This window comes from Nitratireductor indicus C115 (assembly GCF_000300515.1).
GTDB classification, from domain to species: domain Bacteria; phylum Pseudomonadota; class Alphaproteobacteria; order Rhizobiales; family Rhizobiaceae; genus Nitratireductor; species Nitratireductor indicus.
On record NZ_AMSI01000001.1, the window covers coordinates 1 to 12,037 of the forward strand.

16 protein-coding genes and 1 pseudogene are annotated in these 12,037 nt (G+C 57.1%); 8 read left to right on the forward strand and 9 right to left on the reverse strand.

The window, feature by feature from the left end; genetic code table 11:
• From NA8A_RS00005 to NA8A_RS24970, 4 genes are all read left to right on the forward strand, one after another.
• Nucleotides 1–414 (forward strand): hypothetical protein (locus NA8A_RS00005; protein ID WP_009449152.1); only part of this gene is annotated, 414 nt, incomplete at its 5' end.
• Nucleotides 415–502: 88 nt separating this feature from the next.
• On the forward strand, nucleotides 503–2,806 hold the full coding sequence (locus NA8A_RS25620) for an ICP22 family protein (RefSeq protein WP_009449153.1): 2,304 nt from the start codon (nucleotides 503–505) through the stop codon (nucleotides 2,804–2,806).
• Nucleotide 2,807: 1 nt separating this feature from the next.
• Complete coding sequence (locus NA8A_RS00015) at nucleotides 2,808–3,227, forward strand: hypothetical protein (protein ID WP_009449154.1); 420 nt, start codon at nucleotides 2,808–2,810, stop codon at nucleotides 3,225–3,227.
• Nucleotides 3,220–3,780: a hypothetical protein gene (locus NA8A_RS24970; protein WP_143088159.1), complete on the forward strand. Its 561-nt coding sequence runs from the start codon at nucleotides 3,220–3,222 to the stop codon at nucleotides 3,778–3,780. Before NA8A_RS00015 ends, NA8A_RS24970 begins: the two co-directional genes overlap by 8 nt.
• 206 nt (nucleotides 3,781–3,986) lie before the next feature.
• On the opposite strand, the gene NA8A_RS00025 is transcribed toward NA8A_RS24970, so the two are convergent.
• Both NA8A_RS00025 and NA8A_RS00030 read right to left on the reverse strand, forming a co-directional pair.
• Complete coding sequence (locus NA8A_RS00025; protein WP_009449156.1) at nucleotides 3,987–4,328, reverse strand: helix-turn-helix domain-containing protein; 342 nt, start codon at nucleotides 4,326–4,328, stop codon at nucleotides 3,987–3,989.
• Complete coding sequence (locus NA8A_RS00030; RefSeq protein ID WP_040671444.1) at nucleotides 4,325–4,699, reverse strand: type II toxin-antitoxin system RelE/ParE family toxin; 375 nt, start codon at nucleotides 4,697–4,699, stop codon at nucleotides 4,325–4,327. Before NA8A_RS00030 ends, NA8A_RS00025 begins: the two co-directional genes overlap by 4 nt.
• 79 nt (nucleotides 4,700–4,778) lie before the next feature.
• On the opposite strand from NA8A_RS00030, the gene NA8A_RS00035 reads away from it, so the two are divergent.
• From NA8A_RS00035 to NA8A_RS24260, 4 genes are read left to right on the forward strand one after another with little or no spacing between them, the layout of a single operon-like run.
• Nucleotides 4,779–5,555 (forward strand): glycoside hydrolase family 108 protein, encoded by a 777-nt coding sequence (locus tag NA8A_RS00035; protein WP_009449158.1) that lies wholly within the window; start codon nucleotides 4,779–4,781, stop codon nucleotides 5,553–5,555.
• Nucleotides 5,555–5,806 (forward strand): hypothetical protein, encoded by a 252-nt coding sequence (locus tag NA8A_RS00040; protein ID WP_009449159.1) that lies wholly within the window; start codon nucleotides 5,555–5,557, stop codon nucleotides 5,804–5,806. Before NA8A_RS00035 ends, NA8A_RS00040 begins: the two co-directional genes overlap by 1 nt.
• Nucleotides 5,718–5,963 (forward strand): hypothetical protein, encoded by a 246-nt coding sequence (locus tag NA8A_RS25410; protein WP_086006145.1) that lies wholly within the window; start codon nucleotides 5,718–5,720, stop codon nucleotides 5,961–5,963. The genes NA8A_RS00040 and NA8A_RS25410 overlap by 89 nt, the downstream gene beginning before the upstream one ends.
• A gap of 5 nt (nucleotides 5,964–5,968) precedes the next feature.
• Nucleotides 5,969–6,310 (forward strand): DUF1515 family protein, encoded by a 342-nt coding sequence (locus NA8A_RS24260; RefSeq protein ID WP_009449160.1) that lies wholly within the window; start codon nucleotides 5,969–5,971, stop codon nucleotides 6,308–6,310.
• Nucleotides 6,311–7,065: 755 nt separating this feature from the next.
• Here NA8A_RS24260 and NA8A_RS00055 read toward each other — a convergent pair.
• The 7 genes and pseudogenes from NA8A_RS00055 to NA8A_RS00085 form a co-directional block, all read right to left on the reverse strand.
• The gene (locus NA8A_RS00055; RefSeq protein ID WP_009449161.1) at nucleotides 7,066–7,353 is read right to left on the reverse strand and encodes a hypothetical protein; all 288 of its coding nucleotides are present in this window, start codon (nucleotides 7,351–7,353) and stop codon (nucleotides 7,066–7,068) included.
• Between the two features lie 143 nt (nucleotides 7,354–7,496).
• A pseudogene (locus NA8A_RS00060) lies at nucleotides 7,497–7,733 on the reverse strand (magnesium chelatase domain-containing protein); the annotation flags it as partial.
• A gap of 235 nt (nucleotides 7,734–7,968) precedes the next feature.
• Nucleotides 7,969–8,916 carry a glutathione synthase gene (gene gshB / locus NA8A_RS00065; protein WP_009449163.1) on the reverse strand — a complete coding sequence of 316 codons (948 nt, stop codon included), beginning with the start codon at nucleotides 8,914–8,916 and terminating at the stop codon, nucleotides 7,969–7,971.
• 226 nt (nucleotides 8,917–9,142) lie between these two features.
• Nucleotides 9,143–9,484 (reverse strand): septal ring lytic transglycosylase RlpA family protein, encoded by a 342-nt coding sequence (locus tag NA8A_RS00070; RefSeq protein ID WP_143087939.1) that lies wholly within the window; start codon nucleotides 9,482–9,484, stop codon nucleotides 9,143–9,145.
• An 82-nt stretch (nucleotides 9,485–9,566) separates the two neighbouring features.
• Complete coding sequence (locus tag NA8A_RS00075; RefSeq protein WP_157174124.1) at nucleotides 9,567–10,238, reverse strand: class I SAM-dependent methyltransferase; 672 nt, start codon at nucleotides 10,236–10,238, stop codon at nucleotides 9,567–9,569.
• 58 nt (nucleotides 10,239–10,296) lie between these two features.
• A complete protein-coding gene (locus NA8A_RS00080) occupies nucleotides 10,297–11,382 on the reverse strand; it encodes a glycosyltransferase (RefSeq protein ID WP_009449166.1) in 1,086 nt (361 codons plus the stop codon).
• Nucleotides 11,383–11,525: 143 nt separating this feature from the next.
• Nucleotides 11,526–11,909 carry a hypothetical protein gene (locus tag NA8A_RS00085; RefSeq protein WP_074896611.1) on the reverse strand — a complete coding sequence of 128 codons (384 nt, stop codon included), beginning with the start codon at nucleotides 11,907–11,909 and terminating at the stop codon, nucleotides 11,526–11,528.
• Nucleotides 11,910–12,037 lie beyond the last annotated feature (128 nt).

Consider the following 12,037-nt stretch of genomic DNA (forward strand, 5'->3'; position numbering starts at 1 on the left):
AAGTTCTTCAAGATGTATGGGCCAAGTGGTAATGTCGCCTATGCTGAAGGTGGAACCACCATTCTTTCTGCCACAGGGCTATCTGGCTCAGTTGGCGATGTTTGGGAAATCCAAATCCGGGAAGCATATATTCAAACGAATCTTTCGCAAACTGGCGCCTCCACAAAGTTTGATATCGGCATATATTTCGATGGTGAATCGTCACCGCGGTTTGTGCTGGTTGAAATCACTGGCACCTTCGATTCTCTCACCTCTGGTTCGGCGCGAGAAGACAGTTTTTATTATATCTCCGTGGACGATGTTGCGACACACACGATTAGCCTGAAGGCTCGGCGCTCATCCGGCGGACTCGCATCCGGCAGCCGCATTGCCCGCGCCACCATGAACATTCGCCGCCTGACGCCGTCGGCCTAAACCAAACCTGAAATCACCATCTGCAGAGCATCGCCGCGCTTTTCATCAGCGCGCGATAGCCCTTGCGCATATGTGAGGAAACCCACGCATGCCGATCATCAAGCCCTCGACCGCGTTCAAGCAGAGTGCCGATTGGGTTTCGGCGGAAGTTCGCGCCTACATGAAAGATCAGGTCTCCACGCATGTCGATACCGTGGCCGATGTGCGCGACAATGATTTCGAGCAGACGCGGTTTATCTTCGTCAAATCCAAAGCTGCGCTCTATCGCCTCGATCTGTCCAGCGGTGCGGCTGACGATGGCGATACGGTCCTGCGTGACAATGTCGGCCGGCGATATGTTAAGGTGGCCGGCTCCACCATTTCCCTGCTTGGCATCCCGCAAGTTGATGACCTCACGGCTCGGGGAGATTATGACAATGAGGACCCTGGTTTTATGGTCCTCGTGTCCGATACGGGATCGGGCAGGGCCGCGATCTACACCATGAGCGATGGCGGATCGGGTGATTGGAGCGATCCGGCTTATTTGACTGGCACTGAAGGGCCGCCCGGCACTCCCGGTCCCGCTGGCGAAGGCTTCAACCTCGCCGGGGAGTGGGACAACAGCACCAGTTACGATGCCAACGACACTGTTTGGTTCGGCAGCCGCACTTTCGCATCGAAGGTGGATGGGAATGTCGGGAACGAGCCTCCTAGCGCCGACGAGGATGACGAATACTGGCAATTCGTCCCGGCCGCACAGGGCGCGAAGGGCGAGAAAGGTGACAAGGGAGACAAGGGAGATCAGGGCGACACGGGTCCAGAGGGGCCTCAAGGCCCCGAAGGCCCTCAGGGTCTAAAAGGTGATAAGGGCGACAAGGGGGATACTGGACCTGCTTGGGACGGATGGCAGGGCGAGTGGGCAACATCGACCGCCTACGAAAAGTTAGATACCGTCGAGCGGGGCGGATCGTCCTATATCTGCACATCCGCCCACACATCAGGTTCGACCACAGAGCCGGGGGTAGGGGCCGATTGGCAGACTGTCTGGGATCTTGTCGCGGCCAAGGGACAGGATGGCGCAGGCACAGGCGATGTTGTCGGGCCGCCCGGTGGCGTTGTCGACAATGAGATTCCTCTTTACAGCGGAACGACTGGAAAGCTTATCAAGGGTTCCGGCCTGAATGTTTCTCAGATTGCTTTGACGGCATCTTTGGGTGATGCCGCTTTTCGAAATACTGCGACCAATTGGGCCGGTAACGCCACAGACGATAACGTTATTCCTCGTTTGGGTTATGTTGCAAATCTTGTTTTACAGGATTTTGGAGATTATTACACCGGGACTTCAGCGCTGAATATCGATACCGATTGCAATGCAGGATTCAAGGGCCTTGTTGCAGCCACTGGTACGAATACTGGAACATTCCCGCCATATTCTCCCACTCAATCGTTTTGGCACATTCAGGTCGAAAATATCTACTCACAGGACTTATCGCTGCGCATCATAATGCGTGCAGTCACTTACCCGCCAACCACAACGGGCACCACTTCACCGGTCATTTATATTCGTCACAAGGGAAACGACACGAGTTGGGGCCCATGGACCCGGGTAATGACCGATGCGGGGGGTGAGTTCAAAAGCGGCATCAGCTTCGGTTCGCAGTGGGCGGCGGATGCCAGCAACCTCTCCAGACACATTGCCCTATACGGGTCAACGGTGGGCATAAATGCCTACAGCAACGGAATGAACCATGTCGTCGAAGACGGCTACACTTTTTCTTGGTATCAGGGTACCAGTCGTGCGGCTCTGATCTCCGACTCGGGCCATTTCTATTCAAAAGGTAGTATGTATGTCGGTGGCGTTCGCTCCAGCAATGGCTCAGCGACCCTTGGCTTCAAGACTTTCGCCTCTGGCGTCTATGATACCGCAAGAATTGTTGCCACGGGTGGGACTAGCGGCGACACAGGTTCGGCCACCTTGGCCGCTAGTTGTTCCGCTTTCAGTGTCAACGGGAATATCGTATGGGATGCTGGAAATTTCGACCCTGACGATTATGCTACGCTGACCGGCGCAGAAGTCATCTCCGCGAAGCGCATCATGCCTCGCGTGTTCATTTCGACAACCGCCGCATCGATAACCCCGGATCTCGATTCATACGATCAATATTCCCTGTCCGCCCAAGCGGCTGCCCTTACCATCAATGCGCCTATCGGCACGCCGCAGGACGGCGAAAAACTTATGATCCGCCTCAAGGATAATGGGACATCTAGGGCGCTGACGTGGGGCGCTGGTTTCCGTGGCATCGTCGACGCATTGCCGTCCGCAACCGTTCTCGGAAAGCAGATGTATTTCGGCTTTCTCTACAACAGCGGAGCTGCGAAATGGGATATGATCGCTTACGCTGTGGAGCCTTGATATGAGTGACCGCATTTTCACCATTCTAGATCCTTGGCAGGATTGGGTGACGGCGTGCCGCGATGCTGATTCCAGCCGTGAAGGCTTCGACCCAGATGAGGGGAATTGTCAGATAACGACTTTTTCCCGATCTGTCGGAGAAGTCACGATTGAAGAAGCCTTGCGTTCTATGGAATCCATAGATGACGCCAGAAAGATTATGGCTCTTCGTTGGTCGATCATGAATATGTGGGGTGCGATGAGCCCTGCGCTTCAGGATTTGTTCCTTTGGTCTATTTCGTCAAGCCCGCAAACGTGTGCCGCAATCTATTCGGCGCACGATGGAATGACGCCAGCGCACTATGGCGTCCTTTGGAATTCATTTAAGGACGTTATGACTGTTGTCGCAGCGCGCTTCGAGAAGGATCCGAAGCATGGTTGATACAGGTTGGAAAGCAATCAGCACTGTCGTTTCGGAAACGGTGAGCGGCGCAACAGTATGGACCAACTCAGGAGACGCTGGTGATGGCGTCTACTACGGAACATATTCGACCGCTGTAGACGTCGCCAAAGATGGCGGATTGACCGACCGTCTGAAGGCTACAGGTTTCGGCTTCTCTATACCGGATGGGTCAACGATACTCGGAGTTGAAGTTCGTTACAGATGGTGGGCGGAAGGCACTTCTGACGATGGCCCAAGAGATAATTCTGTCCGCCTTGTGGTAAGCGGCTCTCTGGCGGGCGATGACAAGGCTACAGGTACGCAGCTTGCATATGAGACAAATCAGTCTCGTACCTATGGCGGGGCCGCTGATGTTTGGGGAAACTCTCTGACGACTGCCATCGTGAACGCTTCAAACTTCGGCGTTGCTCTCCAGATGCGCAATGACAACAGTCTCAACAATCGTGATATCCGCGTCTACACCATCGAAATTCGCGTCACATATGAGGAGCCAGAGGTAGGAAATACCGGAGCGTTCTTCTCGTTTTTCTGACTTCAACACCAACAGGAAAGACAGAATTCACTCTCTGCTCGCTACCGCTTAAATGGCCTTGAACGGGATTCTGGAGTGAAGTCACCTCAGTGCGCTTCTCTCGCACATCCATTCCACAATGAAAGGAAACTGGAGATACGTGGCGTCAGGCGCATACACAAAGCCCCGCACGGGGCGGGGCCAAGTAGTAGGTGTTTTGATATCTGCTACATGGCAGCGGCCATAGAGCCGTTGTCATCATCGTGGTTAGATTGCCTGATCTCCTCAAGCATCTTGCGAACAAGCTTGGGGTTCTTGGCGATCATCAGCAGGTATACGCGGGCATTGTCCAGCGGGCGGCTGCGTCCCTGTTCCCAATCGCGAATTTGCGAGATGGAAAAGAAAAACTCGGCCGCAAAATCCTCTTGCGACAGCCCAAGGGCCTTGCGAATAGCTTTGATATCGATCTCGGCAGGAACATGAAGCTTGCGCGGTTTGGCCGTGCCACGGGCGACGGCCAATGCCTCGTTCATGCCCTCCGCGATCTGGTCGAAAACCTTTTTGCTCATGTCCGTTCTCCAGAAGCGAGCGGCAATACACGCCGCCCATACTCATCAACAATCTGATCCGAAATCTTTTTCAGACCGTTACGTTCCGCTTTGGAAAGGGAAACCTTTTGGCTCTTGCCAAAGACGGTAAGCAGAAACACCGGCAGATCATCGCCCGAGAATAGGGTGATTGTACGAACGCCGCCGCTCTTGCCTTTATTATTGCCCCGAATGCGAAACCTGACTTTGCGACACCCGCCCGTACCGGGGATTTCATCCCCGGCATCAGGATTGTTCGCGAGGTACGCAATCAAATCCTGAATGTCCTCATCAGACATGCCCGCCTCTTCGGCAGCACGTCGAAAGCTATTGAGTTCAGCTACGGTTTGCATGGCTCGTGATTACGGGAAATACGTAGTTCGGTCAAGTTGAATTTCAATCCACCCAACACCATCAGAGAAGGAAACTGCAATGGACCGCAATTTCGCGCGGGCGCTTCCGCTTGTCCTGAAACATGAGGGCGGATGGGCCGACAATCCGAAAGACCCTGGCGGCGCGACAATGAATGGGGTCACGCTGGCCACCTTCCGCCGCTATGTGAAGGCGGACGCCAGCAAGGCCGATCTGCGCGCTATCTCCGATGATCAGGTGGCAACCGTCTATTATCGACACTATTGGGCGGCGGTGAACGCGCAGGCGCTTCCGTCAGGCATCGATTATGCGGTGTTCGATTTTGCCGTGAATTCCGGGCCAGCCCGCGCGGCAAAGTATCTGCAATCCATCGCTGGCGTGTCTGTCGATGGGCGCGTTGGTCCGCAGACTATTGAAGCCGTATCGGCCATGGATGCTGCCAAGGTCATCAACAAGCTCTGCGACGCTCGCATGTCGTTCCTGCGCAAGCTGAAGCATTGGCCTACATTCGGGAATGGCTGGACGCGTCGTGTCGATGATGTGCGGCGTGATGCGCTTGCTATGGTTGGGCAACCGGCAGACGTAAAGGAAGTCACTGTAACGAAGCCTGTTGTCCCTGAGGCCGTCGAAGAGAAGGTCAAGGAAAAGACCGGGCTCTGGCAGAAGCTCACGGGTTTCTTTGGTGCAGGTGGTGTCGGCGGCGGGCTCTTATGGGGTGTTGACTGGCAGACGCTCGCAGTGATCGCAGGGGCGGCAATTCTGGTGCTGCTTCTGATCGTTCTCTTGCGCCGGCAGATCGTCAACGCAGTGAAGGATATCCGGGAAGGGCTGGCGTGATGCTTGGCTTCATCCTCTCACCCATAGGGAAGGCCGTGGGCAGTGTTCTGACGGTCGCAGCTCTAGTGGTCGGCGTCTACGCCTATGGCTATCAGCGCGGTCGCACGGTCGAACAGGTAGCTTTCGCGCGAAAGATCAATCATGAAAACAAGGAGGCCGGCAATGCGGCTGAAGACTGGCGGGCTCGCTATCGCCGCTGCGCTGAGCGTGACGGGCTGTACGACTTCGAAACCGGTGCCTGCGACGAGTGACGGCCTGCGCTCCGTGGTCGGAACGTCGCTGATCGGGGCGAAAGGGGCAACCTCGCGCGATCAAGGCAAGATTGATGAGACGGTTGCAGGTCTCTGCGGTGCATCGATCTGGACGCCATCGGAATGCGCCCGCCATGGGCGAGCGGTTTGGGAATAGCGGGCATGACTCAGGCAAGCGTGGAGCGCACCCTTGGGCAAATCCTGGGGGAGCTCAAGGGGATCGACGATCGGCTGAAGCGCGCCGATGACAGCCGCGCCGTGGTGCATCGCCGCCTCGATGAGGTGAGCGAACGCCTTTCGCATGTGGAAGGTGAGGTCGAGGCGACTAAGAAGACGGTCAACGACATGAAGCCGGTCACCGATGATATGGCGCAGTTGCGCACTCAGGCTGCCGGCGCCGGAACACTCGGGCGATGGCTCATTCGGATCGGCATCGGGGTGGTAACGCTCGCGAGCTGGATCGTTGCTGGGTACACGTGGCTGACGGGACGCCCGCCGCCGTGATTTGTGCAACATGTGTCACATTTTCACCTGCAGGACGATAGGGCGGGGCATTGGCGCGGTGCGGTGCCGCGTCAAACAAAGGTTGTGGGCCCGAACCTTTACGGGGTGGCCGGAAGTAGGCAAGTTTTCCGGCTTAACCCGCTGATCCTGTTCGCTTGAGGGGTGGCCGGTTCATCCCCCAATGGGGGAAGTTCGATCACGCCCCGCCGTGCCATGCTTCGGCAGGTCCTTGGTTTCATGAGATGTTTCGACCAATTGCGGGAAAATCCCGTGTTTGGCCGATTCATCCGCCATTGGCGGAAGTCGTTGATTTCCAACGGCTCAAATCTGAGCGCCCCGCCGTGGGGCGAGTGAGCCGGTTGGTTTGCGCCAGCGTGGCGCGAACTGGAAACGAGCCCAGATTTGGACCCATGGGTCCGGTTTGCGCTCCCCAGAAATGGGGGCCTCACTGCCGATCTTATAACGGTGATAAGATGCGTCCAGATTTGGACACATCGGCAAGCGTTACCATCTGGGTAACGGACGTGCGCCACGGCGGCGCGGGTAGGAGGCTTATCCTTCGCGCCCTGACCTTTCCGCATCCTCCCCAACTGCCCCGCTGGCCTCGCGCTGGCGGGGCTCTTTTTTGCGTTTGGGGATGGCGGATGAGTATGACGCGGCACCGCACGGCGTCAATGTCGGAAAATCCGACAATGAGATTGCAAACCGGACGTTGCCCATGGGCGACAAAGCAGACACAGGGGACGGACTTCAGGTCAATCCCAGGGCTTGATGATCACTCCACCGTTAGGGCGGAAGGTCAGGCGAAAGACGGCTTTGGGATAGACGCCTTCGCTCTCAGCCGGCCCGCAATACACCTTCGTGACGGTGCCGTAGGCATCCTCTCCTTTGGCGTAGGCCAGCTTCACCAAGGGGCAATTAAAACCTGCTTGCCGGATGCCCGCGGCTACGTCCCGAGCCATCACTGGTGTCACATCGATTTCGCTGCTGTTCGCTGGAACAACGGCTGCAGCTAGGGCCGCGCTCGCAATAAGAGCTTTCAAGGTAGCCTCCCCAATAAAACGAGGCGAAGGTGCCGCAGGTGGGGCGGGCGGTCAATGCTGCCTTCGCGCCAGCGGTGAGCATTCAGTGAGCGAATATTCTAAAATCCCACAAGCTATTGTTTTACATGGGACAAATAGAATTAGTGGCTGCCCTCTTTGGGCAGGTCCGCCGGCGCCAGATTTACGGTGACCTTCTTGGGCGGCATGGAAAGGCCGGACGCGTGAAGCGCTGCCTGCACGCGCTCGCGGCTTTCCGCCACCGCCTTGTCGGCAAGCCCCACGATCTGCATCCCCATTTTGCCGGGCGCCACCATCACCTGGACGTCGACAGGAATGGCTTCAATGCCCTGAAATGCAATCGTGCGAACCCGCGAAACCATACCTGCCCCCGGAACACCACTCGGCTGTCAGCGGCAGTTGATGAAATGCACGCATAACAAGCATCTAATGATTTAATACAACCATACAAAACCAGCTTTTTTCGATCAAATCAAGAACATTAAGAGAACAATTTTCCGCTTGGGTTGCAATAAGGTTGCAAGCGGTTGCTCCAGGAGAACAAAAAGCCCGGCCGTTTCCGGCCGGGCAGGGTCTGAACATCCAGTGCGGATACGATTATGCGGCTGCGCGGCGGGCTTCCACGGCATCCCAGAAGAGAGCTGCGATATCGGGACCGCCAAACCGTTTCACTTCGCGCACGCCGGTGGGCGAGGTAACGTTGATTTCCGTCAGCCATCCGCCAATGACATCAATGCCGACCAGGGTGAAGCCGCGTTCGCGCAGGGAGGGGCCGATGCGAGCGCAGATTTCATGTTCGCGATTGGTCAGTTCGGAGGGCTCGGCCTTGCCGCCCACATGCATGTTCGAACGGGAATCGTGCTCTGCGGGCACGCGGTTGATCGCTCCGACGGGCTCGCCCTCGATCAGCAGGATGCGCTTGTCCCCGCCGCGCACCTCGCTGAGATAACGCTGGACGATGAAGGGTTCGCGAAACGCCTGCATGAACATTTCCAGAAGCGAGGCGAGGTTGCGGTCGCCCTCGCGCAGGTGAAAAATGCCTGCTCCCCCGTTTCCGTAAAGCGGCTTGACGATAATGTCGCCGTGCTGGCGACGGAAATCGTCGACCTCGCGCGGGTCGCGGGTGATCAGCGTTTCGGGCATCAGGTCGGCGAATTCGGTGACGAAGATCTTCTCGGGGCTGTTGCGCACCCAGGCCGGATCGTTGACCACGAGCGTCCTCGGGTGGATACGCTCCAGAATATGCGTTGTGGTGATGTAGTTCATGTCGAAGGGCGGATCTTGACGCAGGAGAACCACATCCATCGTGGAAAGATCGAGCCGCTCCGGTTCACCGAGCGTGAAATGATCTCCCTTCACGTCGCGCACCGTGAGGCGTTCCGCCCAGGCAATGACCTTGCCGTTGGCCATGGACAGGCGGTCGGGCGTGTAGTGCCAGAGGGCGTGGCCGCGCGCCTGGGCTTCCAGCGCCATGGCGAAGCTTGTGTCGCCGGCGATCGAAATGGTGGAAACATGGTCCATCTGTATGGCGACTTTGAGCGACATGGGTGGGACTCCAGGCAGGGGCTCGAAGAGAGCTTGAGACGAGGGCTAGAGCATTCCGCGGCCAAAGGTAACTCACTGGCTTCGCACGAATGCGGCTGAGACCAACAGATAAGAGGGGCAGATGACGGCGCAAGCCCCCTTATGTCAAGCGACGTTACGGCATGCTTCCTTGAAAGAAAATCAACCCGCCCAACGGTGCCCCGCATGAATGCGCAAAAGCAAAAAGCTAGCGCGCCTCGATGCATACCTTTGTGTGGCCGGCCTTGATGAAGCCGAGCCTCGAAGCGGCAGCCTTGGAGAGATCGAGAATGCGCCCGCGCACGAAGGGGCCGCGATCGTTGATCCGCACGACGACGCTACGGCCGTTGCGCTTGTTGACCACGCGCAGCTTCGTGCCGAAGGGCAGGGAGCGGTGGGCGGCAGTCATTGCAGCAGGGTTCATGCGTTCCCCGGAGGCGGTTTTTGAGGTCAGTGCATACCAGGAGGCGCTGCCGCACTGGGCGAAGGCAGGGGTAGCGAGTGTCCCGAGCAAAAGCACGGCAAGCGGCATCGCCACGCGGCGATGCATTCCATGATGCTTCATGAAGTTTATCCTGATCCGAAATACTGCCGCGCCGATAAAGGCGAAATGCGGCGAGGAAACGGCAAGATCAGTTGCGCACCTTGCGCATGAAGGCGCAGGCCGGCAAACCGTCTTTGTTGGTGAGTGTCAAAACGGGGTCGGCGATAGACTTCAGAATGTCGTGCGCGGGCCCGGTGGTGGGCCAGTCTATATCATCGAGAACGACGATGCCGCCGACCTTGAGCTTCTTCGCATAAAGGACGACATCCTCGGCAGCGTTGAAGACGGAGTGGGCGCCGTCGATATGCAGGAAGTCGATCCTGTCGAAAAGCACATATGCCTCCCGCGAAGGACATTCGAGCACTCGGATTTGCCGGGTAAGGTCATGCTTCGCTATGAAGGCGAGGAAGTTGCGTTTGATGCCGGGGAAATCGACCTCTTTCCACCAGGCGTCATTTTCCTCGCTGGTGAAGTGTTCGGTGGCAACCGCCGGGCTCCATGTTTCGATACCATAGACCACGCCGCTACCGTTTTCCCGCAATGCCGCCGCACAGGGCACGATTGAGCGCCCGCCGAAAATTCCGATTTCAACGCAGATGTCGGGCTTTTCCTGCCTGATGAGATCAACGAGCGCCGCAGCCTTTTCCCGGCTGCACCAGCCTTCGAGCTTCTCCTCGGCGAGACACAGGACTTCCCGCACGGAGCCGGGTTCTGCTGATTGGCCGCGCTTGCTGCTCAAGCTCGATGACAATTTTCTCATGGCACCATGTAACATATCCTGCCCCCCAGTTGCCCAATGTCTTTGCGCTGCAGAGTGATCAGGATCCGCCCAGACGTCCCAGAAGGCCTTCGGCCATCGCAGTCCAGCTATGATTTCCAGCGTAAGCAAGCGCGTTTTCAGCCAGCTGTTTCTGCAGGGTTTTATCTGTCGCCACTTTCTCGATTGCCTCGGCGAGGGCTTTGGGATCCTTCGGCGGCACCAGCTCGAAGCAGCCGGCCTCCTCCTGAATTTCGCGAAAGGTTATCGTGCGTGATGCAATGATCGGGCGTCCATGACATATGCCCCATGTCACAGCGCCCGAGCCTGCCGGTCCGTTCTCGTGATAAGGAGCCAGAACGATGTCCGTCCGCTCCATGATCGCGGGAATATCCTCTTCTTCCAGCCAGCCGGTTATCTCGATGCGCGGGTCCTGGGCTTCCTGCAGGCGGCGATACGTGTCGTCCAGCGTGTTTCCCGGGTGTTCTCCGCCGGCGATCAGAAGCCGGTATTTGCCGGGCAGCAGATCGAGAGCGGCCAGAATCTCATCATATCCCTTATATTTGGCAATAAAGCCGAAGATTGTCAGCGTGACATCGCCAGCGGAGGATTTCTTTTTCCTGATCTTGTGCGGTTCAGGGAGGGGGTGGCGGGTCGCCCAGATTGCTTGTTCCGACAATCCCGCTTCCAGATATTGCTGACGTGCCGTTTCACCATGCACCACGGTGAAAATGCGTGGGTTCTCGTTGATAAGGGTGCGAATGCGTTTCCAGTAGTGGCGTTTCTTGGAAAGGAAACGGCGCGAGGTTCTCGGTTCCGAATGAAAGATGATGGCGGTTGGCTTGTTTGCCGCAACCACGGATTTCATCACATGGGCAAAGACTTTCTGTGCGACGCCCGATGGAAAGCGCCCACCGAAAAGTCCGTATTCATGCTGGATGATGAGTGCATCGCAGCCGGCAAGCTTGGCTTCGAAGCTGTCGAAGCAGTATGGCAGCTGACGGGGGGAGAGCTTGCGGGCGGTGGCCACATCAACGGGATGGATATCGACCGAATGCCCCTTGTTCCGAATGGCGTGCACCAGCGCGTCATTATACGTCGCGATGCCGCAGCGTTCACCAAAGGTGGAAAGTGCCAGAATATGCATATGTATATTTATCTGAACTGGGTGAGTGTAACAATGCCCGATCGGAAAGGAGTACTGAAGCACAAAGGCTGTGCGGGCTGTAGTTACGAAAGCCCAGCGTTATTGCAAAATAATCCAGAAGGCTTCCGGAGCGACGGAAGACCTCAAAGGGTTTGCATCGCCTCGCCCGGAAACATGAGCATAAAGGCGGCCATGCCGGTCAGATAGGCCACAGCCACGATCCCGCCGAGAAACAGCGCGAGGGCCGCCAGGGCGTTAGGCCATTCTCGGGTCTGGAAGAGGTAGATGGCGAGTCCGGCCGGGACGAAAAGAAGCGTCATTACCTTGCTGAGCGTGCTCCGTTCCTTGCCCAGAACAATCGCATCCTCTGCCTGCCACCAATAGGCGAGAAAGAGGATCCCGATCAGCTGGACGAAGTCGTTCCAAGTCATGCCGCTCGCGCCGTAAGGCCAGAAAATCACGTCGAGCACAACGCCGATGGAAATGAAGACGGCAAGGGCGAGATAGATCAGGTTACGTTTTCTCACCGGCATCTCTCCGCCATTTCGCATTATTTCATGGAGCATAGGCTATCGCCCGAGGCAAGCCGAAGGCCGGGCTGTCTGAAGCCACCGCTAAGAACTGCAACGCCGTTTTGCGTCGAAGATGTTCAATT